Annotated in this window: 22 protein-coding genes; 12 read left to right on the top strand and 10 right to left on the bottom strand. The window is 56.2% G+C overall.

Translation table 11 applies throughout. The features are described 5' to 3' along the window. Positions 1-90: 90 nt before the first annotated feature. The 3 genes from GG681_RS13385 to gabT form a co-directional block, all read right to left on the bottom strand. Complete coding sequence (locus GG681_RS13385; RefSeq protein WP_153548521.1) at positions 91-987, bottom strand: 3-hydroxybutyryl-CoA dehydrogenase; 897 nt, start codon at positions 985-987, stop codon at positions 91-93. A 21-nt stretch (positions 988-1008) separates the two neighbouring features. Next, positions 1009-2439, bottom strand: a complete 1431-nt coding sequence (locus tag GG681_RS13380) for an aldehyde dehydrogenase family protein (protein WP_235899945.1) — start codon at positions 2437-2439, stop codon at positions 1009-1011. Between the two features lie 177 nt (positions 2440-2616). Continuing rightward, entirely contained in the window at positions 2617-3921 is a 1305-nt protein-coding gene (gene gabT, locus GG681_RS13375) for a 4-aminobutyrate--2-oxoglutarate transaminase (protein WP_153548520.1), read from the bottom strand. Between the two features lie 131 nt (positions 3922-4052). Between gabT and GG681_RS13370 the strand changes: the two genes are divergently transcribed. Continuing rightward, complete coding sequence (locus GG681_RS13370; protein WP_153548519.1) at positions 4053-4637, top strand: cupin domain-containing protein; 585 nt, start codon at positions 4053-4055, stop codon at positions 4635-4637. 39 nt (positions 4638-4676) lie between these two features. Then, entirely contained in the window at positions 4677-5786 is a 1110-nt protein-coding gene (locus GG681_RS13365) for a CaiB/BaiF CoA transferase family protein (RefSeq protein ID WP_153548518.1), read from the top strand. A gap of 54 nt (positions 5787-5840) precedes the next feature. Here GG681_RS13365 and GG681_RS13360 read toward each other — a convergent pair whose 3' ends face one another. The 7 genes from GG681_RS13360 to GG681_RS13330 all read right to left on the bottom strand — a co-directional run bounded on the left by GG681_RS13360 (position 5841) and on the right by GG681_RS13330 (position 11843). After that, on the bottom strand, positions 5841-7160 hold the full coding sequence (locus GG681_RS13360) for a TRAP transporter large permease (protein WP_153548517.1): 1320 nt from the start codon (positions 7158-7160) through the stop codon (positions 5841-5843). A gap of 49 nt (positions 7161-7209) precedes the next feature. Further along, on the bottom strand, positions 7210-7779 hold the full coding sequence (locus GG681_RS13355) for a TRAP transporter small permease subunit (protein ID WP_153548516.1): 570 nt from the start codon (positions 7777-7779) through the stop codon (positions 7210-7212). 2 nt (positions 7780-7781) lie between these two features. After that, complete coding sequence (gene dctP, locus GG681_RS13350) at positions 7782-8795, bottom strand: TRAP transporter substrate-binding protein DctP (protein ID WP_153548515.1); 1014 nt, start codon at positions 8793-8795, stop codon at positions 7782-7784. Between the two features lie 391 nt (positions 8796-9186). After that, positions 9187-10347: a winged helix-turn-helix domain-containing protein gene (locus tag GG681_RS13345; RefSeq protein WP_153548514.1), complete on the bottom strand. Its 1161-nt coding sequence runs from the start codon at positions 10345-10347 to the stop codon at positions 9187-9189. Positions 10348-10521: 174 nt separating this feature from the next. Further along, the gene (locus GG681_RS13340; protein WP_153548513.1) at positions 10522-10899 is read right to left on the bottom strand and encodes a carboxymuconolactone decarboxylase family protein; all 378 of its coding nucleotides are present in this window, start codon (positions 10897-10899) and stop codon (positions 10522-10524) included. Between the two features lie 22 nt (positions 10900-10921). Next, the gene (locus GG681_RS13335) at positions 10922-11218 is read right to left on the bottom strand and encodes a DUF1330 domain-containing protein (RefSeq protein WP_153548512.1); all 297 of its coding nucleotides are present in this window, start codon (positions 11216-11218) and stop codon (positions 10922-10924) included. Next, entirely contained in the window at positions 11211-11843 is a 633-nt protein-coding gene (locus GG681_RS13330) for a GntR family transcriptional regulator (RefSeq protein WP_328593386.1), read from the bottom strand. Before GG681_RS13330 ends, GG681_RS13335 begins: the two co-directional genes overlap by 8 nt. A gap of 157 nt (positions 11844-12000) precedes the next feature. Here GG681_RS13330 and GG681_RS13325 point away from each other — a divergent pair, with 157 nt between their 5' ends. The 10 genes from GG681_RS13325 to GG681_RS13280 all read left to right on the top strand — a co-directional run bounded on the left by GG681_RS13325 (position 12001) and on the right by GG681_RS13280 (position 23976). Further along, a complete protein-coding gene (locus GG681_RS13325) occupies positions 12001-12603 on the top strand; it encodes an amino acid synthesis family protein (RefSeq protein WP_153548510.1) in 603 nt (200 codons plus the stop codon). Next, the gene (locus GG681_RS13320) at positions 12575-13402 is read left to right on the top strand and encodes an alpha/beta fold hydrolase (protein WP_153548509.1); all 828 of its coding nucleotides are present in this window, start codon (positions 12575-12577) and stop codon (positions 13400-13402) included. The genes GG681_RS13325 and GG681_RS13320 overlap by 29 nt, the downstream gene beginning before the upstream one ends. Next, positions 13399-14337, top strand: coding sequence for a flavin reductase (locus GG681_RS13315; protein WP_235899944.1), 939 nt, complete (start codon positions 13399-13401; stop codon positions 14335-14337). The genes GG681_RS13320 and GG681_RS13315 overlap by 4 nt, the downstream gene beginning before the upstream one ends. 1 nt (position 14338) lies before the next feature. Further along, positions 14339-15376: an LLM class flavin-dependent oxidoreductase gene (locus GG681_RS13310; protein WP_153548508.1), complete on the top strand. Its 1038-nt coding sequence runs from the start codon at positions 14339-14341 to the stop codon at positions 15374-15376. A gap of 14 nt (positions 15377-15390) precedes the next feature. Next, a complete protein-coding gene (locus tag GG681_RS13305) occupies positions 15391-16854 on the top strand; it encodes an aldehyde dehydrogenase (RefSeq protein ID WP_153548507.1) in 1464 nt (487 codons plus the stop codon). Between the two features lie 64 nt (positions 16855-16918). After that, complete coding sequence (locus GG681_RS13300) at positions 16919-18589, top strand: BCCT family transporter (protein WP_153548506.1); 1671 nt, start codon at positions 16919-16921, stop codon at positions 18587-18589. A 67-nt stretch (positions 18590-18656) separates the two neighbouring features. After that, the gene (locus GG681_RS13295; RefSeq protein WP_153548505.1) at positions 18657-20105 is read left to right on the top strand and encodes an NAD-dependent succinate-semialdehyde dehydrogenase; all 1449 of its coding nucleotides are present in this window, start codon (positions 18657-18659) and stop codon (positions 20103-20105) included. Between the two features lie 325 nt (positions 20106-20430). Further along, positions 20431-21477 carry a LacI family DNA-binding transcriptional regulator gene (locus GG681_RS13290; protein ID WP_235899942.1) on the top strand — a complete coding sequence of 349 codons (1047 nt, stop codon included), beginning with the start codon at positions 20431-20433 and terminating at the stop codon, positions 21475-21477. Positions 21478-21590: 113 nt separating this feature from the next. Next, positions 21591-22877, top strand: coding sequence for an ABC transporter substrate-binding protein (locus GG681_RS13285; RefSeq protein ID WP_153548504.1), 1287 nt, complete (start codon positions 21591-21593; stop codon positions 22875-22877). Positions 22878-23100: 223 nt separating this feature from the next. After that, complete coding sequence (locus GG681_RS13280; protein WP_408057670.1) at positions 23101-23976, top strand: carbohydrate ABC transporter permease; 876 nt, start codon at positions 23101-23103, stop codon at positions 23974-23976. Position 23977 lies beyond the last annotated feature (1 nt).

The following is a 23977-nucleotide window of genomic DNA, read 5'->3' as shown; positions in this document are numbered from 1 at the left end:
GCCGTCCGCTTTCACACGAACCTTAACGTTGTAATCAATCACGCGCTTTACAGGTACCAAGACCTTCATGGGCGTATCCTTTGGTTATGATCACCGACTGGGGATCGGGGTTTCGCCGCGATAGTCATAAAACCCGCGGCCCGTTTTGCGGCCGTGCCACCCTGCTTCGACATATTTCACCAACAGCGGACAGGGGCGGTATTTGGTGTCCGCCAGCCCATCGTGGAGCACCTGCATGATCGCCAGACAGGTATCCAGACCGATGAAATCCCCCAGCTCAAGCGGCCCCATGGGATGGTTGGCGCCCAGTTTCATCGCCTTGTCGATGCTGGCCACATCCCCCACCCCTTCATAAAGCGCATAAGCCGCTTCATTGATCATCGGAATGAGCACGCGGTTGACGATAAAGGCGGGGTAATCTTCAGAGGTGGCGGCCTCTTTGCCGATGCTGTCAATCAGAGAAAGCATCTGCTGGTAGGTTTCATCTGCGGTATTGATTCCACGGATAAGTTCCACCAGCTTCATCACCGGCACCGGGTTCATGAAATGCAGCCCAATGAAACGTTCGGGCCGATCGGTGGCCGCCGCCAGACGGGTGATGGAAATCGAAGAGGTATTGGTGGCCAGAATGGCATCTTCACCAAGATGCGGCAGCAGCGCGGCAAAGATCTGTTTTTTCAGCTCTTCGCGTTCGGTGGCGGCCTCGATCACCAGATCGCACTCTCCCAGCGCGGCCAATTCGGTGGTGGCGCTGATCCGCGAAAGTGTGGCGTCGCGGGCATCATCGGTGAGCTTGCCACGCTCCACCTGCCGCGAGAGGCCGCGATTGATGCGCGCCAGAGCCTGCTCCAGCGCGCTGTCGGAGATGTCGTTCAGCCATACGTCATAGCCACAGGCCGCAAAGACCTGGGCGATGCCGTTTCCCATCTGCCCTGCGCCAATGACGCCCACGGTTTTGATGGATGCTGTTGAGGCCTGGTCTGTCATGACATCTCCGTATTAAAAAGCTCAGCCTGCAAAGCTGTAGCTGGTTTTGAGGGCGGTGTAGAATTCCGCCGCATAACGGCCCTGTTCGCGTGAGCCATGCGAGGAGCCTTTGCGACCGCCAAAGGGCACGTGATAATCGACACCTGCGGTGGGCAGGTTGACCATGACCATGCCTGCCTCGCTTTGGCGTTTGAATTCGCGGGCATATTTCAGGCTGCTGGTGCAGATGCCGGAGGACAGGCCAAATTCGGTGTCATTGGCCACGGCCAGCGCCTCATCAAAGCCTGCGACTTTGATGATGGAGGCACAGGGGCCAAAGATTTCCTGACGGCTGCTTTGCATATCATTTGTTGCATTGAGGAAGGCGGCGGGAGCCTGGAAGTAGCCAACGCTTTCGTGGCTGAGACGTTCGCCGCCGATGACCTCTGCGCCCTCAGCACCTGCGAGTTTCACATACTCAAGGTTGTTGCTGAGCTGTTTTTCCGACACCACCGGACCGATTTGAGTGGCGCTGTCCAGCGGGTTGCCCACTTTGAGCGCGCCCATGTCGCGCAACAGCCGTTCCACAAATGCATCATGGATGCCCGCATCCACGATAATGCGGCTGGAAGCGGTGCAGCGCTGACCGGTGGAAAAGAACGCACCATTGAGAACGGTGGGCACCGCAATATCAAGATCGGCGTCATCCATCACCACCATGGGGTTTTTGCCACCCATTTCGAGCTGGATCTTTTTCATGCCGCGCGCGGCGGTCACGGCAAGATCACGCCCCACAGGCACAGAGCCGGTAAAGGAGATCGCGTCGACCTCGGGATGGGTGGAAATTGCATCCCCAACAACGGAGCCACGCCCCATAACAAGGTTGAACACACCCGCCGGGCAGCCTGCTGCGTGGATGATTTCCGCCAAAATATGCGCCGAAGCAGGCGTAAGATCTGCGGGTTTAAACACCACCGTGTTGCCATAGGCCAGCGCCGGGGCGATTTTCCAGGCGGGGATGGCAATCGGGAAATTCCACGGCGTGATCAGGCCAACCACACCAACAGGTTCGCGTTGCACCTCAACATCCACGTTGGGGCGCACGGATGCAACCGCATCACCGCCCACACGCAGGGCTTCACCGGCAAAAAAGCGAAAGACCTGCGCCGCGCGGGCGGTTTCGCCGATGGCTTCGGCCAGGGTTTTGCCCTCTTCGCGGGCCAAGAGGGTGCCGATTTCGTCTTTGCGGGCAAACAGCGCCTGCGCCACCGCTTCTAGCAGGTCCGCGCGCAATTGCGGCGACGCCGAAGACCACGCGGGCAGAGCAGCACGCGCGGCCTGTGCGGCGTCATTCACCTGTTCAACTGATGCACGGGCATAAACGCCAATACAGTCAGAGATATCGGCCGGGTTGAGGTTTTCCGCAGCTTCTGCGCCATCCAGCCATTGGCCGGCAATAAGGTTCTGTTTCATGAGCTCGCTCATCGGCATTTAAAGATCAAAAAGGGGGACGCCAACTGGGGATCATGTTGGCGTCCCGGATCGACCAGCGGGAAAATGGATGGTGCCCGCAGTGGTCGGAAGGTCATGGGCCTGTGGTCATCTTGGGCCAGGGATCCCCCCTGGCCTGCAACCACCCCAGGGCTGCGATTACTCGGCGGCCTGTGCCAGCGCGTTGATCGCACCTTCAATGGAGGCATCCAGGATATCCAGCGCCTCATCCACCTGTTCCATCGGTGTGGTCAGCGGCGGCAGCAGGCGCACAGCATTGGCGCGGGTGCCACAGGGCAGGATGATCAGACCCTTGGATTCGGCCTGCGCCACAATCGCCTGTGTCAGTGCAGGATCCGGCGCGTTGGTGGCACGATCTGTCACCAGCTCAAACGCGACCATGGCACCAAGGCCACGCACATCACCGATGGCTTCATTGCCGGGGCGCGCCGCGATATCATTCAGGCGCGCTTTGATGCGGTCACCGATTTCAGTGGCGCGTTTGCACAGGCCTTCCTCTTCGATCACGTCGAGCACTGCATTGGCCGCGGCAACTGCAAGCGGGTTACCTGCGTAGGTGCCGCCGATGCCGCCTGCAGGCGCTGCATCAACCACTTCGGCGCGGCCCGTCACAGCAGACAGCGGGAAGCCACCAGCAAGACCTTTGGCCATGGTCACCAGATCCGCCGCCACGCCTGAATGTTCAAAGGCAAACAATGTGCCGGTACGGGCCATGCCGGCCTGAACCTCGTCAGCGATCAACAAGATGCCGTGGGTGTCGCAGATCTTGCGCAGGGCTTGCAGGAACTCAGGCGGGGCCACGTTGAAACCACCTTCGCCCTGTACCGGCTCAAGAATAATGGCCGCGACGCGCTCGGGGTCGATTGAGGAGCGCAGCAGCAGTTCCAGCGCATCCAGGCTGTCTTGAACGCTGACACCGTGGAAGGCATTGGGGAACGGAGCGTGCACCACTTCGGGGGGCATTGCGCCAAAGGCTTTTTTGTACGGGTTCACCTTACCACACAGCGCCATGCCCATCAGGGTGCGGCCGTGGAAAGCGCCAGAGAAGGCAATCACACCGGAGCGGCCGGTATAGGCACGCGCCATTTTGACCGCGTTTTCAACCGCTTCGGCGCCGGTGGTCACCAGCATGGTTTTCTTGACGAAATCACCGGGGGTGAGCGCGTTCAGGCGTTCGGCCAGATCCACATAGCCTTCATAGGGGGCAACGTGGAAACAGGTGTGGGTGAAGGCTTCGCTTTGTGCGGCAACGGCGGCCATCACTTTGGGGTGGCGGTGGCCGGTGTTGTTCACCGCGATACCCGCAGCAAAGTCGATGAAGCGGTTGCCATCCACATCCCAGAGTTCGGCATTTTCGGCGCGCGCCGCATAGATTCCGCGGGTGGCCACCCCATTTGCAATGGCGGCTTCGCGGCGGGTTTTCAGGGTTTGAGTGAGGCTCATGTCAGATTCTCCTCCTAATCTTGCTCTAATTTGCCGTGCACCATTGCTCATTATTTTGAGTTTTTCTAGTAATAAATTGCGCAAGAGCATCAGATTCCTATACTCAAGGCAGCGAAACAAAGAGATTGACCATGGATACCGAAGAATTTGATGTAGGCGGACGTCTAAAAGCGCTCAGAACCCAATTCGGCATGTCTCAACGGCAACTTGCGGAGGCGGCTGGCGTGCCCAATGGGCAGATTTCGATGATCGAAACCAACCGCAGCAGCCCATCCGTGGCATCCTTGCGCAAGATACTTGGTGGATTCGGCATTACTATGTCGGAGTTTTTTGAACCCGAAATCGTACAGAATCAGCAGCCCTTCTTTACACCATCTGAAATGCGCGACCTGACATCTTTGCTGTATCAAGGCGACGAAGCAGCCCAGCAGAAGATCACCATCAAACAGGTGGGCGATGCCAAGGCGCATGGGCTACAGGTGCTGCATGAACGCTATGAAGCGGGCGCGGACACCGGCGCAACGATGCTGGAGCATGAAGCCAATGAAGGTGGCATTGTTATCGCGGGCGAGCTTGAGATCACCGTGGGCAATGAGGCGCGCATCCTCAAGGCGGGGGACGCCTATCTGTTTAACTCACGCGAGCCGCATCGTTTCCGCAATGTATCAGACCGCCCGGCCGAGGTAGTTTCGGCCTGCACCCCACCCTACCTGTAAATACTGCAGGCCCACCCTGCCCCTAAGAAGGAATAGCACATGTCATCCCCCCTTGAAGGTCTGAAGGTTGTTGAACTGGCCCGCATTCTGGCAGGCCCCTGGATCGGCCAATCACTGGCGGACCTTGGCGCCGAAGTGATCAAGGTCGAATCTGAAAAAGGCGACGACACCCGCACCTGGGGCCCTCCGTTTATTGAGCGCGATGACGACAGAAGTGCAGCCTATTACTACAGCGCAAACCGCGGCAAAGACGCGATTGTCGCTGACTTCCGCACCCCAGAAGGCCAGGAGAAAGTGCGCGCGCTGGTGGCGGATGCGGATATTCTGATTGAGAATTTCAAAGTTGGCGGGCTGAAAAAATACGGGCTGGACTATGACAGCCTGAAAGAGCTGAACCCGCGCCTGATCTATTGTTCTATCACCGGGTTTGGCCAGGATGGGCCATATGCGAAACGCGCAGGTTATGATTTCCTGATTCAGGGGATGTCGGGGCTGATGTCGATCACCGGTGAACCCGACCGCCAGCCGCAGAAGGTTGGTGTCGCTGTGACCGATGTGGTGACCGGGCTTTATGGCACCATTGGGGTGCTGGCGGCAGTTGAACAACGTCACCGCACCGGCAAAGGTCAGCATATTGATATGTCACTGCTGGATTGCGCCACCGCGATGCTGGCCAATCAGGCGATGAACTACCTGAGTTCGGGCAAAAGCCCGATGCGCAAAGGCAATGACCACCCCAATATTTCCCCCTATCAGGTGCTGCCAACTCAGAACGGCCATATCATTCTGGCGGTGGGCAATGACGGCCAGTTCCAGCGCCTGTGTGGTGTGATCAATCGCGAAGACCTGGCAACAGATGCGCGTTTTCTGACCAATGACACCCGCCTCACCAACCGTGAGCTGCTGACACTCGAGCTTGAACGCGCTTTTGCCAGCTGGAGCTCTGCCGCGCTTTTGGCTGCGCTGGAAGAGGCCACGGTGCCCGCCGGGCCGATCAACTCGATTGAGGAAGCTTTTGAAGATCCGCAGATCAAGGCGCGCGGCATGGTGATTGAGCCTGAAGGCGTCAAAGGTGTGCGGGGACCGTGGGTGTTTTCCGATGCAGAGCTTGCGCTGGAGAAATCCGCACCAAAGCTGCCAAAAGCCTAAACCATACTAGGCGCACACAAAAAAACCGCCGGGGCGACCCGGCGGTTTTTTAGTTTAAAACAGCAGCCCCGGCAGCCAGAGCGCGATCTGCGGGAAGGCCACCACCAGCCCCAGCCCCATGATCTGCAACAGCACAAAGGGGATCGCGGCCTTGTAGATGTCACCAATGGTGATTTCCGGCGGCGCCACTGAGCGCATGTAAAACAGATTATAGCCGAAGGGCGGCGTCAGATAGGCAGACTGCATCGACAGGATGAACAGCACCGCAAACCACGTGGTGTCATAGCCAAGATCGCGCACAATCGGCACAAACAGCGGCACGGTGATAAAGACAATGGCAAAATCATCCAGAAACATGCCGAGCACAAAATAGGTGGCCAGCATCGCAATGATCACAAACATCGGCGAGAGCTCAAAATCTTCGATCAGCTCACCCACGATCATGCCTGCACCAAGGCCCACATAGACTTTGGAGAAAAACACTGCCGCAATGGTGATCCACATCAGCATGCCCATCAGCTTGGCTGTGGTGGCCATCACATAACGCAGCATGTCCCAGTTCACCCGCCCATGCAGCGCAGCAATGATCAAAGACCCAAACGCCCCAATCGCCGAAGCCTCAGACGGTGATGTGACACCCCCAATGATGCAACCGAGCACCGAAGCAATCAGCACGCCCGGACCAATCAGATGGCGCAGGGACTTCAGCTTTTCGATACCACTAAAGCGCTCTTCTGCGGGTGCGGGCGGCCCCAGATCCGGGTTCAGACGGCAGCGCAGCAGCACATAGCCCATATAAATGCCCGCAAGCATCAGGCCCGGCATCAGACCCGCAGCAAAGAGTTTGCCCACAGAGTCGCGGCTGAGAAACGCATAGATGATCATCAAAACAGACGGCGGGATCAGAAAGCCAAGCGCGCCCCCTGCCATAATGGTGCCGGTAACAAGTTTTTTGTCATAGCCGCGTTTCAGCATCGCAGGCAGCGCGATGATGCCCAAAGACACCGTTGCCGCGCCCGACACCCCAGCCATAGCCGCAATCAGCGCACAGATGATGACGGTACCAACACCAAGCCCACCGGGCACGCCACCCATGAGTTTGTGTATCATTTCAAAGAGATCATCGGTGATCCCTGAGCGCTGCAACACCAAGCCCATAAAGATAAACATCGGCAGCGCCACCAGCAGGAAATTATCCATGGCGCTATAGGTGGAGCTGACCAGCAGATCGAGCCCCCCCGGCCCCCACAGCATATAACCGCTGCCCACACCGGTAATTGTCAACGCCCAGGCCAGCGGCGAACCCAGCGCCATCAAACCCAGCATCGACAGGAACATGATCGCGGTCACAGCCAACGGATCGAGTTCAATCATTTTTAGTCCTTCCCGGACGGCCCCCCGCCCTATTCCAGATCGCTCTGGATCACTCTGGGGCGCTATCCATCAGCGCCGGGTCGATCTCAGCATCCGGTTCACGCGGATCCTCATAATCCACGCCCAAGAGCGTCAGAACAGCACGCACAAGCTCTGCAATGCTTTGCAAAATCACCAATCCCACCGAAACGGGGATCACGGTTTTGATCGGGTAGATCACCGGTTGCCAGATGCTTTTGTTGGAATATTCGCGCACAGCCCAGCTTTCGGCAGCAAACTCCACCGCGAGCTTGAAGAAAACCGCCAGCACAATCAGCGTCAGCACATAGATAATGGTGTCGCAGAAGGCTTTGCCGCGCGGCCCCATCATGCCGTAGATCACCTCAGAGCGCACATGGCCCTGATGGCGCATCGTATACGCCCCAGCGAGCATACAAAACGCACCATAAAGCATGGTGCTGGTTTCATGCGCCCAGATGGTTGGTGAGTTCAGAAAATAGCGCGCGATGATTTCGAGCATCAGCACGGCAATCATCATGAGTGCCAGCCAAGAAATGGCCCGCCCGACAAACTCGGACAGACCATCCTGGATGACAAGATACCGTGTCACCAGGGTCATGATTACAGACGCCCGTGTGCCTTGGCGTTGGCAATCAGCGCATCAACCAGCGCTTTGTTGCGCTCGGAGCGTTCGGCTTCTTCAGCCCAGACCGCTTGTGATGCGCGGGTCAGAGCAATCGAATCCGCTTCTGGCAGAGTGGTGTATTCGAAGGTGCCTTCGGCCACGCCAGAGTTGCCCTCGGCCAGCCACTGGTGAATGTCATCGGCAAATTGCGCGATGGCTTCATCAAGGATCGCCTTATGCTCATCCGAGAGCTTTTCCCAAGATGCTGGGTTTGCAAGGAAGGTTTCGGTCCAGCCCGGCATCAGCATGTTGAGGAAGGTGTAGTTTTTGGCGGTTTCGTGCAGTTTCAGCTGTTCGTATTCAACCGGACCACCATAGATCGCACCATCAATCACACCGGTGGACATGCCGATGTAAAGCTCTTGCGCGGGCAGGTAAACGGTTGGGATATCAAAGGCAGACAGCACTTTGGCCACGTTGGAGGTTGCGCGGATCTTACGGGTTTTCAGATCCTCCAGGGAGTTCACCGGCTCGGACGTCAGAAGATCGTAGTTGTGACCATAGCCTTTGCCCAGAAACACAGTGCCCGCTTCGGCATAGGCTTCGCTCAGCAAATTGTGCACTTCTTCGCTTCCGAACAGCGCTTTTGCCTCATCAACGCTGGCCCATGCACCAGGCAGACCCGCCTCGATGTTGCCCACGTCAATTTTGCCGGACCAATAGCCACCCGCACCGTGCACGATATCTACAGTGCCTTTTGCCACAGCATCGGCAAATTGGTCAGACGCCACCAGTTCACCACCGCGGAAATACTGGATCCGCAGCGAGCCGCCGGATTTTTCCTTTACGGTATCGCGGAATTTCTTCGCGATCGGATCGATTTCGGTGCCGTAGAATGTGTGGAAACGCAGGCGAACGGTTTCTGCCGCTGCGGTGGATGCCACCCCAGCAAGGGCCGCAACAGAGGTCAGCGCAGCCAGGGCTGCGCGGCGCGTGAAGGTCATTTTCATAATATTCTCCTCCGAGGGGAAACCCCTCCCTATCAACTCGGCACAAGCGCAGGATCATTAAAATCACGAAACGCTACATGCCCAAATACGGATATAAACCAAAACGCAAATATTGCGCAATAAATTCCCTAACGTGACACACCACACTGCACTAAAATTGAACATCAGTTCATTTTAAACATTTAAAACAATATATTACACATCTCAAAAATCAGCAAAAATTTCGACCCACAGAAGAACAACGCACATTATATCATTAGTTTGCGCGCAAACATCTGATTCAACAAACATCAAGCAAGGGTTTTTAACCCGTGAGTCGGGTCGGAAAAATCGGCACCACCCCAGTGATGCCCGCAATCATCATCGACAGTATCGCGTAAAAAGGCCGGGGTTACGCCAGCCAGATTACCTGCTGCAGCTCCGCAAGGCGGGCAAGGCGCGTAAGCTCTGCTGCAAGTTTCTGCCTGCGCTTTGCGGTATCCAGACGCGCGCTTTCAAACCAGAGCTTACTGAGCGTGAGCGTACCAGCACGGCGATCCCCCTTGATCTCAGCCCGGCCAACAAAACGGCCCCCCTCCAGCAGCGGATAAATATAATAGCCCCATTTGCGTTTGGCGGCGGGCACAAACATTTCAACCGTATAGTCAAACCCAAACAAGCGGCTGAGCCGGCTGCGATCGCGGATCGCCGGATCAAACGGGTTGAGAATACGCAGACGGCTGGTGGGATCGCGCAGCGCGGCAATCCGTGCCTCAATATCCGGACAGGCAAAGGCGTTGCTCCAGCTGCCATCAGCCCCTTGTAGCTCCACCTCAACCAGAGGCGCGTTTTCACGCTCAAGCCAGGTTTTGACCTCAGGCGCGTCGCAGGCATCCCAGAACTTGCGGATCTCGCCAGCGGTGCCAAAGCCAAGACGGTCAAGCGCCGCTGTGCACAGCCCATTGATCTGCGCGTCATCGCTGAGCTGGGGCAGATCCTGCGGAAAAACCCGCTCTGCCAGGTCGTAAACTTTGGTAAAGCCAACACGGTGCGAGGTCGCCAAGACGCCAGAATACCAGAGATAATCCAGAACCATTTTATGAGGTGGCCGCTTCCACATGGTTTTGGCCCCCTCGACCTGGGTGTTGAAATCCTGCGTCGACAGCGGCCCCTCTTCGCGCACCCGTCGCGTGACCTGCGCAATGAGATCGGGATCAAGATGTTTGCCATACCAGCTGGAGCGCGCAACCCGTTGCTGCATGCGTTGAAACTGGCGCTGCCACAGCGGCAAAAACGCCATCGGCAGTACAGATGCATCATGGGTGAAATGTTCAAACACCTGCCGCGTGTTGCGCAGCAATGGATCTAGCTGGGGCTCGCGGTAGTTCTGATTGCGGCTCCACAGAATATGGTGATGGGCGCGTGACACCACCTGAATGGTGTCGAGCTGAACAAAACCCAGATGCTGGATCAGCTCCAACGTATCCAATGGACCGGTTGGGGTCTGCGCAAGCCCATGCGACGACAACCACAGGGCGCGCGCAGTGGGGTTGTCTATTTTCAGCTGAGCCATCGAACCACCTCCATATTCTCGTTTTGTTCCACACAAACCAGCAATACGGAAGGGGTTTATTGACCAAGAGCTGCAATCGGGCTGCAAGACAATCTGGGTGCACCCCATACCCGCCACAAAAAAGAGCGCTGCAAACAGCAGCGCCCCAACGGATCCGGAAATACAACGAGTGGCTTACGCCATGTCACGCTCTGCCAGAACGCGTTTGGCAATGCGGAAACATTCAACCCCCTGCGGCACACCGCAATAGATCGCAATGACATGAATCGCCGCGCGAATTTCATCTTTGGTGACGCCATTGTTGATGGCCCCATTCAGATGCAGTTCCCATTCGTGCATTTTGCCCAATGCACCAATCATGCTGAGATTCATCAGCGAGCGCGTTTTCACGTCAATCGCATCATCTCCCCAGCCAAAGCCCCAGCACCAGGCGGTCATCGCCTCTTGGAACGGGCGGGTAAAGTCATCTGCGGCCGCCAGATTGTTTTCGACGTATTCAGCACCAAGGGTGGCCTTGCGCTGCGCGAGGCCAGTTTCAAACAAGTCTTCCATGTTTCATCCAGTTTGGTTTGAGTTAGACCAGAGCTTCGATCAGGGCGATGTCAGCCGTGCAGGCCCCTTTGCGCCGCGCGCGGGCGGCGCGGTATTCATCGGAATCGTAACAGGCCCGCGCCTGCTCCATACTGTCAAATTCGATAATCACCCGGCGCTGCCAGTCTGTGCCCTCAAGCGACTGCGCCGCCCCACGCGCCAGAAACCGGGCGCCAAACTTGGCAAAGGCCTCAGGTGCAAGCTCTTGATAGCCCGTATAGGCATCTGGATCGGTGACAGTGACATTGGCAATCCAATAGGCTTTGGGCTGATCAGTCATTTTCGGCATCCTTTGAAAGCAGCTTGCTGGCAACTGCTGCCGTGTCTTCCAGGTGTTCTTCGACCGCATGACGCGCGGCGGCGGCATCACCTGAAACAATGGCCGCGCAGATGTGCTCCATATGAACGATGCCGGGGCGTTTGCGCTCTTGGGTGGAAAGGGTCATCATCCGCAACCGGCTGATCCGCCCATTGAGACGCTGCACGATTTCCCAGGCGATGTGATGTCCCGCCCCTTCAAAGATGACCGAATAGAAATCAGCGGTTGCTTTGAACAACTCCCCCGGTGCCTTTGTGCTGCCCACCTGCTTCAGGCGGTCAAAGGCCGTTTGCAACGCTTCAGCGCGCTCCGGCACGATCTTATCGGCGCAGGTTTCTGCCGCTGAGGTCTCAAGCATCCGGCGGATATCAAAGATCTGGCGCGCATCTTCCTGGCTGATCGTGGCCACGATGGGGCCGCGACCGGGCAGGATTTCAACCAGCCCTTCGGCTTCAAGATACCGCATCGTTTCACGGATTACCGTGCGGCTCACCCCGAGCTGGTCGCAAAGAGGTCTTTCCACAAGCCTTTGTCCAGGCTCAAAAAAACCCTCAATAATCGCCTCACGCAATCGCTCCTGAACCATGTCTCTAAGCGTTGCAGGAGGCTGTTCAATTTTCGCCATTGGTGTCGTGTCCATGACCAAATCGCTAGCAGTGTTGCGAGATCTTATCAAGGTGTGATTGACATAATGTATGATGGTATACCATGTTACAGCCAGAGAATCACAGAGGAGAGCCTCAATGCCCGCAGAAATCCGCAAAACGCTGCTTCACGTGGAAAACACCCTGATCGAAGGGGGCAAGGTCGCTGAGACCCCACTCAAAATGATCGCAGCGCTTGCCGTGATCAAAAACCCCTGGGCCGGGATGGGGTTTGTCGAAGACCTGAAACCCGCCATTCACGACTGCGCGCCGGGCCTGGGCAAGCTGTTGACGGATATGGTGCTTGAAGCTGCAGGCGGTGGCGACAAAGTCGAAGCTTACGGCAAAGGCGCTATTGTTGGTGTAAACGGTGAAGTCGAGCACGGCTCTGCGCTGATCCACACGCTGCGGTTCGGGAACTTCTACCGCGAGGCGGTGGGCGCAAAATCCTACCTGGCCTTCACCAACACCCGCGGCCCGGCAAACGCCTCATTGCAGGTGCCTTTGATGGATAAAAACGATGGCGGTCGTCGCAGCCACTATCTGACCATTCAGCTGCAGGTCGCGGACGCGCCCGGCCCTGACGAGATTGTAATTGCGCTTGGTGCCTCTATTGGTGGCCGCCCGCATCACCGTATTGGCGATCGTTATCAAGACCTTAAGGAATTGGGACATGACGTTGAAAACCCTGCAGCTGTCTAGTCCATTTGGCAAAACGACCTATCGTGAGGTCGGGCTTTCCCACAAAGGGAAAGCCGCGCCACTGGTCTTGATCCACGGTGTTGGCATGCAATCCGCATCCTGGCAGCCGCAGCTGGAGGCCTTTGGTGAGACCCACCATGTGATTGCGTTGGATATGCCGGGGCATGGCGGCAGCGATGTCATCCCCAGCGGCTCTGCGTTGAGCGTTTTTGTGGATTGGTTGCTGGCGACATTGGATGCGCTCAAACTGGATCGCGTCAATCTGGCTGGCCATTCCATGGGTGCGCTGATCTCTGGCGGGTTTGCAACGACCCACCCGGAACGATTGGAACGTGTGGCGCTTTTGAACGGTGTATTTTGCCGCGACGAAGCTGCCAGCGCCGCCGTAAAAGCGCGCGCTGAGAAAATCTCTGAAGGATCATTTGATCTCGAGACCCCTTTGACACGTTGGTTTGGCGACACGGACGTTGAACAAAACGCCCGTGCACAAGTGTCTGACTGGCTTTCAACCGTGCGGATCGAAGGCTATGCAACCGCCTACTCCGCCTTTGCCCACGGCGACGCCGTTTATGCAGATGGGTTTGCCCACATCCGCTGCCCGCTGCTTGCATTGACCGGTGATGGTGACCTCAACTCATCGGCTGAGATGTCGCAGGCCATGGCAGAGGCCGCCCCCCTCGGGCGTGCCGTTATCATCAAAAACCACCGTCATATGGTAAATCTAACGGCCCCAGACGCCGTGAATGCAGCGCTGGAGGAGTGGCTGCAAACCCCGCTTGAGGAGAAAAACGTCGCATGAGCCAATTTGACCCGCAAATGCTGAACAACCCGCGCGCACTGCGCAATGCGTTTGGCACCTTTATGACCGGCGTAACCGTTGTGACCAGCTATGACGACAGCGGCAACCCGCTGGGTTTCACCGCCAATTCATTCACATCGGTCTCAATCGATCCCCCGATGGTTCTGGTGTGCCTGGCCAATACCTCAAGCAACTATGACAGCTTTGCCAAGGCAGAAACCTTCGGGGTCAATATCCTTGCTGAGGATCAGATCGAGGTGTCCAACACATTTGCCCGCCCGATCAAAGACCGGTTTGCCGCTGTGGAGTGGCAAAATGGCCCGCATGGCTCCCCTATTTTGGAGGGGGTGTCGGCATGGTTTGACTGCGCGATGCACAAAACCGTCGATGCAGGCGACCATCTGATTTTGATCGGTGAGGTGAAAGCCTTTGACCACAATGTAACCCCCGGTCTCGGCTACGCCCGTGGTGCCTATGTTGCCCCCACTGCAGAGGCAAAAGCGCTGAGCGAGCGCACCGATCTGGTGGTGTCCGCACTTATTGAGCGCGACGGCAAGGTACTGCTTTTGGGCAATGATCAGGGCAAGCTGACCCTGCCCACAAGCGAAGATGTGTCAGATGGTGCAACCAATGCGTTGAAACAGCTGATTGCGGACACCGGGATTGAGGCTGAACCTGGCTTCATCTACTCGATCTACGAAGACAAGGCACGCAAACACCAGCATATTTCCTTCCTCTGCAAGGCAGAAGGCGGCACCCCGACCAAAGGTGTGTTTACGGAAATCACCACCAGCACTTTGGCTGACATGGCGGACCCGGCCATGTGCACCATGCTGGAGCGCTTTGCACAAGAAAGCCAATTTGGAAACTTTGGCGTTTACCTCGGAAATGAAGTCAGCGGCGAAGTGAAATCCGTTGCAAATGGGAGCAAGTAATATGAAGTTTTCGCTCTTTGCTCATATGGAGCGCATTGACCCGGATCAGGATCAAAAGCAGCTCTATGATGAATTCATCCAACTGTGCAAAATCGCAGATGATGGCGGTATGCATGCGGTGTGGACCGGTGAACACCATGGGATGAATTTCACCATTGCACCAAACCCGTTCCTGAATCTGGTGGATCTGGCGCGCCACACCAAAAACGTGCGCCTTGGCACCGGTACCGTGATTGCGCCGTTCTGGCATCCGATCCGCCTTGCAGGCGAAGCGGCGATGACCGACCTGATCACCGAAGGACGTCTGGACCTGGGGATTGCCCGCGGTGCCTATAGTTTTGAATATGAGCGCATGATGCCCGGCATGGATGCCTGGGAAGCCGGTCAGCGCATGCGTGAACTGGTGCCTGCAGTGAAAAAACTGTGGGAAGGCGATTATGCTCAGGAGGGTGAGTTCCACTCATTCGCCAAAACCACTTCTGCGCCGCAGCCAGTGCAAAAAGACGGCCCGCCAATCTGGGTGGCCGCGCGCGATCCCAACAGCCATGAATTTGCAGTTCAAAACGGCTGCAACGTTCAGGTGACACCGCTGTGGAATGGCGATGACGAAGTTGAAAGCCTGATGGGCAAATTCAACGATGCCTGCGCCAAATTCCCGGATATTGCACGCCCCAAGATCATGCTGCTGCGCCATACCTATGTGGCCGAAGATACAGCAGACGCCAAACAAGCGGCGGTCGAGCTGAACCGGTTCTTCAACTACTTTGGTGCCTGGTTCAAAAACGAGCGCGACATCAGCCAGGGCCTGATTGCGCCCTTGAGCGATGAGGACATTGCAAACCATCCGTTTTACACGCCGGAAAACATGGAGCGCAGCCTGGTCATTGGCACCGCAGATGTGGTGACCGAGCGGATCCGCAAGTCTGAAGCGCTGGGATATGATGAATATTCTTTCTGGATCGACAGCTCGATGAGCTTTGAGCGCAAGAAAGCATCGCTTGAGCGTTTCATCAAAGATGTAATGCCAGCGTTTCAATAAGGAGGCCAAGTAAAATGCAGCAGTTTCAACAGTATATCGATGGTGCCTTTTCGGATGGCACGTCTTGGTTTGACAGTCTTGATCCCGCCACGGGCGCGGTCTGGGCCCAGATGCCTGAGGCGGGCGAAGACGGCGTAAACCAGGCTGTTGACGCTGCTGAACGTGCCTTTTTCTCGCCGGAATGGGCGGGCATGACAGCAACGGCCAGAGGCAAGCTTTTGCTGCGTCTGGCCGATCTTATCGCCGAAAACGCGCCCCGCCTTGCTGAGCTGGAAACCCGCGACACCGGTAAGATCATCCGTGAAACCTCTGCCCAGATTGCCTATGTGGCAGAGTATTATCGCTATTATGCGGGGCTCGCCGACAAGATCGAAGGCGCACATCTGCCGGTGGACAAACCGGATATGGAGGTCTGGCTGCGCCGCGAACCGATCGGCGTGGTGGCGGCCGTTGTGCCGTGGAATTCGCAGCTGTTCCTGTCAGCGGTCAAAATCGGCCCCGCTTTGGCGGCTGGCTGCACCGTGGTTTTGAAAGCCTCAGAGGAAGGCCCAGCACCGATGCTGGAGTTTGCCCGGATTTTTGATCAGGCAGGCTTTCCCAAGGGTGTTTTGAACGTGATCACCGGTGGCCCGGTTGCAGGTGCCACCCTGACCAGCCATCCAAAAGTTGTGCATGTGGCCTTTACCGGTGGGCCGGAAACTGCGCGCCATATCGTGCGCAATTCGGCTGAAAACCTTGCCTCAACCTCGTTGGAGCTGGGCGGGAAATCCCCGTTTATCGTATTTGAAGACGCCGACATCGAAAGCGCGGTCAACGCGCAGATCTCCGGCATTTTTGCTGCCACCGGGCAAAGTTGCGTTTCGGGTTCTCGTCTGGTGGTGCAGGCGTCGATCAAAGATGCCTTTCTCAAACGCCTGAAAGAAAAAGCCGAAGCCATCGTGATTGGCGCGCCGGATGATATGGCCACAGAAGTTGGCCCGCTGTGTACTGAGCGCCAGCGCCAAACCGCCCAGCATCTGATCAAACGTTCGCTGCAACAGGGTGCAAAACTGATCACAGGGGGCGAGGCGCTTGAGCGGGAAGGCTTCTATTTCCCGCCCACGATCCTTGATTGTTCTGACGCACGGGATGCGGAGTGTTTGAGCAATGAATTCTTTGGCCCCGTACTGTCTGTCACCTCGTTTGATACAGAAGACGAAGCCATCGCCATCGCCAATGATACGGCCTTTGGCCTTGCATCCGGGCTGTTTACCCAAAACCTGACCCGCGCCCACCGCATGATCCGTGCAATCCGCGCTGGGATCGTCTGGGTGAACACCTACCGCGCCGTCAGCCCGATTGCGCCATTTGGCGGGCATGGGCTGTCCGGCCATGGCCGCGAAGGCGGGCTCCAGGCGGCACTGGATTACACCAAAATCAAAACGGTTTGGCTGCGCACAAGCGATGATCCGATCCCGGATCCGTTTGTGATGCGCTGAGCCGCATCCAATTCGGCATCACATGGGAAGTGATGCTTTGACCTGCGTTATGGGAGGAAACTAGATGACACACAAACCAAACCCGGAGGGCGGGGGCAACCTGGTCTCCGACAAAGGGCTCTTCAAAGGCCTGCACAACGGAATGAGCATTGCATCAAAAGCAATGGTTGCCGCCTTTGTGGTCTTTACCATTCTCAATGTTGAGTTTGCTGGCCAAATCTACGGCGGCATCCGTTCCTGGGTCGAAGGCGCGTTGAGCTGGTATTACATCAGCTCGGTTATCGTGATCTTTTTTGCCTGCGTCTATCTGATGTTCAGCCGCTTTGGATCGATCCGTCTTGGGGATGATGATACAAAGCCCGAATTTTCCAGCTTTGCCTGGTTTGCGATGCTGTTTTCGGCGTCTGTATCGATTGGCATCATGTTCTTTGGCGTGGCAGAGCCGCTGTTCTACTTCGACAATTCCGCAGGCTGGGGTTATCCGAACAACCCGTTTGCCGATATGGCCGGCCATGAAGAAATGGATCTGGCACGCGCCGTGGATGCGGTTCGGGTGACCAACTTCCATTGGGGCCTGCACGGTTGGGCGATTTACACGCTGACAGGCCTGGCCCTTGGCTATTTTGCCTTCCGCAAAAAGCTGCCACTCACGTTCCGCTCTGCTCTTTATCCGATCCTGGGGGAGCGCATCTATGGCCCGGCGGGTCACGCGGTTGATCTTTTGGCGGTTTTTGGCACCGTGTTTGGTATCGCAACCTCAATGGGATTGGGCGCGACCCAGATGGCACAGGGTATGAATGTGCTCTTTGGGGTGGATTCCGGCACCACAACACAGGTTATCCTGGTGGTGGGCATTTCAATCATTGCAACACTGTCGGCAGTGTCAGGCATTGGTCGCGGCATCAAGATCCTGTCGGAATGGAATATCGTTCTGACCATCGTGCTGATCCTGTTCTTCTTTATTGCAGGCCCGTCGCAGTGGCTCGCAGGCTTTTTGCTGAACTCTGTTGGGGATTACGCAACACAATTCCTGTCCATGGGCTTTTGGACCGCCTCTGACGCGGGTGATGTCAAATGGCAGGGCGGCTGGACCATCTTCTATTGGGGCTGGTGGCTGAGCTGGGCACCGTTTGTGGGCATGTTCATCGCCCGCATCTCCAAAGGTCGCACCATTCGTGAATTCATGTTCGGCGCGATGCTTGTACCCACCACTATGGCCTTCATCTGGATCTCGATCTTTGGCGGCAACGCCCTGTTCATCGAATTGAACGCCGAAGGTGGTGCAGGCACCGCTGGCCTGATCGACATGGTCAACAACTGGAACCTGGGCGGCACGCTTTTTGGCACCATTGAGCTGCTGACAGATGGCGGAACACTGACCTGGATCATTTCAGCGCTGACCACTTTCTTGCTGGCGACATGGTTCATCACCAGCTCTGACAGTGGCACCCTGGTTGTGACCACCATCTTGTCGATGGGCAATGCACACCCGCCTAAGAAACACCGCATTATCTGGGGTCTGGCCCAGGGTCTGGTGGCAGCTGTGCTGTTGCTTGCGGGCGGCCTATCCGCACTTCAGACCGCTGCGATTGCAGCTGCGCTGCCGATCTCGGTGCTGGTTGTACTGATGGCATGGGGGGTGATCAAATCCCTGATGGAAGATCCATCTGCGGTCTCAGACGGTGCTGACACTGCGCCAGATGGCACAGCATTGGGCGGCGATCTGCGCGCCTAAGCCCTTAGGAAATCAAGACACATCGGGCGGACTGGTTTCGCCCGATGTTACTATGTAGGAGCCACAAATGATAACTCTCAAGCGTTCTGATCTGCTGGTCGATGCGGCCTATATTAACGGGGAGTGGATCAAGACCCAAAACCGCTTCGATGTGTTCAACCCATCCACCGGTGATGTGTTGGCCTCTGTGGCGAATTGCGCTGTCTCTGATGCGGACACGGCAATTGAGGCCGCAGCTCATGCCCAAAAGGATTGGGCTGCGCGCACCGGCAAGGAACGTGCTGCAATTCTGCGCAAGTGGTTCGACCTGATGGTGGAACACGCCGATGATCTGGCTGCGATCCTGACCGCAGAAATGGGTAAACCGCTGGCGGAAGCCAAGGGTGAAATCCTCTATGGTGCCAGCTTTGTCGAATGGTTCGCAGAAGAAGCCAAACGGATCTACGGCGACACTATCCCCGGCCATCAGCGCGACAAACGCATCCTGGTGATGAAACAGCCTATCGGTGTTGTGGGCGCGATCACGCCGTGGAACTTTCCCAATGCCATGATCACCCGCAAGGCAGCCCCTGCCCTGGCGGCGGGCTGCACCATGGTGGTGAAACCCGCAACTGAGACCCCGCTGTCTGCACTGGCAATGGCCAAGCTCGGCGAAGAGGCTGGATTGCCTGCAGGCGTCTTTTCTGTGGTGCCGTCAAATGACAGCCCCGCGATGGGCAAAGCCTTCTGTGACCATCCAAAGATGCGCAAAATCAGCTTTACCGGCTCCACCCGCGTAGGCAAGATTCTGATGCAACAGGGCGCGGCGCAAGTCAAAAAACTGTCGCTGGAGCTGGGCGGCAATGCGCCGTTTATCGTCTGCAATGATGCTGACCTCGACAAGGCAGTCGAAGGTGCGATGATTTCCAAGTTCCGCAATGCTGGCCAGACCTGCGTCTGCACCAACCGGCTTTATGTGCAAGACGGGGTCTATGACGCCTTTGTTGACAAACTCACCGCTGCGGTATCGGCCTTGCAGGTTGGCGATGGTTTTGAAGCAGGCACAGCCATCGGCCCGCTGATCAGCGAAGGCGCCATGGAAAAGGTGCGTGAGCATATCGCGGATGCAACCGCCAAAGGCGGAACCATTGCCACCGGCGGCGACAGCCACGAATTGGGGCGCACATTCTTCCAACCGACCGTCATTGCCGGAGCAACAGCCGATATGGCCGTCGCGCGCGAAGAGACCTTTGGCCCGCTGGCGCCTGTGTTCCGCTTTTCGGATACCGATGAGGCAATTGCCGCCGCCAATGACACCGAGTTTGGCCTCGCTTCCTATGTGTATACCCAAGACCTCAGCCAGACCTGGAAATTCATGGAAGAGCTGGAATACGGCATGGTCGGGGTAAACACCGGTCTTATTTCCACCGAGGTTGCCCCCTTTGGCGGCATCAAGGAAAGCGGCACCGGGCGCGAAGGCTCCAAATACGGGATCGAGGATTACCTGGAGCTCAAATACTGCTGTATTGGCCTCTGATCCCAGCGATTTAAATATCGTGACGAACACTGTTTTGACCCTCTTCGCCGAGGGTCATTTCATTTGACACGCATCGCAATAACCTGCTGCCTTTGTGATGTATCTGCAGGTTTCGACTTTGATTTGAAAGCGTTGCAACCGTCGAACGCACATGACCCTCCCCCCTTCACGTTGGTGCAGAACCCGCGCCGTATAGAATGTGAACACGCGATCCAAAGCATAACCAAAGCTCACAGGGCTATGTTTCCGCGCGTAAACTATTTATGGTGATAAAATCGAAGCTCACAAATCCAGCGGAGGAGTGAAATCCGACAAAGGAGGCCCCATGTCAGGCAAAGAAACCTCAGGCACAAAAATCAAAAACATGGAAGAATTTGCCTCCGTGAGTGGTATTTCACGGCCGACGCTTTCAAAATTCTTTAACGATCCGGACAGTGTACGCGCTTCGACACGTAAACGGATCGAAGCCGCACTGGAGCAATACGACTATCAGCCCAATCTCTATGCGGTGAACCAAAATCGACGACTGACCAAGAACATCGGCGTTGTTGTCCCCTATCTGGCAGATCCGTTTTTTGCGAAAATTGCCCGCACGATTGAAGAGCATGTCATTGAAACCGGCTTTCGCCCGGTTTTGCTTGGATCGCATGGCAGCCCGGCCATGGAGATCGCCAATTTGGAAAACCTGCGCAGTATTAAACCTGCTGGCGTTCTTTTGGCACCGTTGGGGCGCGCATCCGATCATGCAAAAATCAAAGCCTTCTGCCAAGATGTGCCCACAGTTCTGTTTGATGCCAACATCGATGAGATCGGCGAAGCTTTTGTCGGCTCAAACAACGAGCAAAGCATTGGTCTGGTTGTGGATTACCTATGCCGAACAGGCGAAGCGCCCAGTTTTTTTGAGATGAAATCGCCAACCAACCCAAACGCATTCAAGCGCCGGCACGCCTATATCGCAGCTATGGAAAAGCTTGGACATCAGCCACAGCTTATCCAAGCAGAGGGCGAAGGTTGGGAATTTGAGGAAATCGGATTTCGCGCCGGCACGCGGGTCGTGCGGGATCGCAATCTGCCGTCAAACACCATTCTGTGCAGCAATGATCGCCTGGCCATTGGCCTGCTTTCTGCGGCATTTGAAGCAGGGCTGCGTGTGGGAATTGGTGATGGCTGTGATTTACGCATTGCGGGTCACGATGATCACCCGTTTTCGCGTTACACCTGCCCGACACTGACAACTGTTTCGCAAGATTATGAGGCTATTGCCAAGAAAAGTGCCGCCGTCCTGCTGGAGCGGATTGAAACCAAAGAGATCTCCGATTCGCGACGCGAAACGCTTTATGATGGGCGGCTGATCATGAGATCGTCAGCATAAAGGCCTGAGTTTCCTCCCTAAATTACAAAATTTACGCGCGTAAAGTTTAAATTGACGCAAGTTGCCATTAGGCGCTAGATTTGTATCAAGCATCTAATTTAGGGAGGATGAGGATGTTGAAGAAAGGCGCGCTTTGTACAGCCACCGCCATTTCACTTTTGGCTGCGGGTGGTGTTTCTGCCGAAACACTGACAATTGCGATCGTGAACAACGGTCATATGATCAACATGCAGAAGGTTGCAGAGGCTTATACTGCAAAAACCGGTGTTGAGCTGAAATGGGTCTCGCTGGAAGAAGGGGTCCTACGCGAACAAGTCACATCCGACACCGCAACCGGCGGCGGCCAGTATGACATTATCAATATCGGCATGCAGGAAGCACCGATCTGGGGTGCAGCTGGCTGGATTGAGCCACTGAATTTCTCGGCCGGATATGACGTTGATGACATTCTACCCGCCATGCGCAATGGCCTATCCCATGACGGCCAGCTTTATGCCGCGCCTTTCTATGGTGATTCGTCGATGGTCATGTATCGCAAGGATCTGACCGATGCGGCCGGTGTTTCTATCGCTGACAATGACAGCTGGACCAACGTAAAGGCCGCAGCGGCCGCGATCCATGATCCGGATAACGGCGTTTACGGTGCCTGCCTGCGCGGCAAACCGGGCTGGGGCGACAATATGGCCTTCATCACCACGGTGGTGAATTCATTTGGTGGCGCATGGTTTGACGCCGAAGGCCGCCCCCAATTGGACAGCGCAGAATGGAACGCCGCGATCAATTTCTACGTGGATCTTCTGGGTACCTATGGCCCTCCCGGATCTGAAGGCAATTCCTTCAATGAAATCCTTGCGCTCTACAACGAGGGCAAATGCGGGATGTGGATTGACGCAACCATCGCAGCATCCTTCCTCGAAGTGGACGGTGTCGCATATGCACAGTCTCCGAACGCCGGTAACCCGGTGGGCGCAAATTGGCTCTGGGCCTGGGCAATGGCCATCCCGGCAGGTTCGCCAAATGCTGAAGCAGCTGCCAGCTTTATCGAGTGGGCGACATCCAAGGACTATGTAAATGCTGTTGGCAATCACCCCGAATTTGGCTGGGGTTCAGTTCCAACCGGTCAACGCGCCTCGACCTATGCCATCCCTGAATTTCAGGCTGCAGCCGGATTTGCGGCCGCAGAATTGGCTGCAATCGACAGTGCCGCACCAGAGGCCACGGATCTGAAACCCTATGTGGGTGTGCAGTTCGCCGCGATCCCTGAATTCCCAGAGGTTGGCTCGGCAGTAGCGCAGGAAATGGCTGCGGCCCTGTCTGGCGCAAAATCTGTCGAAGAGGCGCTGGCTGCTTCGCAAAAAGCCGCAGATGCGATCATGAAAGAAGCAGGATACTACGACTAAAACACACAAGGGCCCGGTAGCTGGTTCAAACACGCCGGGCCCCACCCATGACGTACCACAGGGTTTGCTAGATCGCCTTGGTACCGCCTAACATCCAAGCAATTGCAACCCAAATACAAGATGCAAAACGATAAAACCGTTTTGCTGAGAGGATAGGACCATGTCTGAAAGAAAGCTTCCTCGGCTTCTTCAAACACCTGCGGTACTCCTACTGTTAGTGTGGATGCTCATTCCACTTGGGATGACCCTCTATTTTTCCTTTATTCGCTACGTGTTGAACAGCCTGCGCCGTCCTGAGTGGACCACACCAAGCCTGAGCAATTGGCGCGGTTTCGGGAATTATGAATTTGTTCTGAAATCAAAAGACTTCCTGTTTGCCATCCAAAACAGCCTGTTCATCGTTTGCAGTATCCTGATTTTGACCGTCATTCTGGGCGTGTTGATTGCGGTGCTGATCAATAAGACCTTTCCGGGCCAGGGCATTGTTCGGGTGCTGTTGATTTCCCCCTTCTTTGTGATGCCTGCCGTGAATGCCGTTCTTTGGATCAATATGATCCTGGATCCGGTATTGGGCCTGCAAGGCATTGCAGTTGGCGGCATCAACGAGCTGGTCGAAACCCTGCGCAACGCGCCTTTGGTTGGGTGGTTTTTCTCATTCTGGCCAGAGCTGGAGCCGATCTCCTTCCGAGCCACACAAACCTCTGCCTATGCTGTGATCATCATGGTGACCTGGCAATGGACCCCCTTTGCCGTGCTGATCTTCATGACATCGCTGCAATCCGAGGACCAACAGCAAAAAGAAGCAGCTGTGCTTGATGGTGCAAGCACGTGGTCGCAGTTTCGCTTTCTGACCCTGCCACATCTGGCGCGACCAATTGCGATTGTGGTCATGATCCAGGCCATCTTCCACCTGTCGCTTTATGCGGAAATCGAAATCGTCAGTCGCGGAAACGGCAACAAGAACCTGCCGTACCTGATCGGCGAATTTGCCAACAATAACATCGGGGCTGCTAGTGCCACAGGCATCTTTGCAGTCATCCTCGCCAACATCGTCGCCTTCTTCCTGCTGCGCATGATTGGCAAGACACTGATGGAATAAG

Origin of the sequence: Tritonibacter aquimaris (assembly GCF_009617595.1) — a bacterium.
GTDB classification, from domain to species: Bacteria; Pseudomonadota; Alphaproteobacteria; order Rhodobacterales; family Rhodobacteraceae; genus Epibacterium; species Epibacterium aquimaris.
Note: the sequence above shows the minus strand (reverse complement) of the source record. Positions and strands in the feature narration are given on the sequence as shown.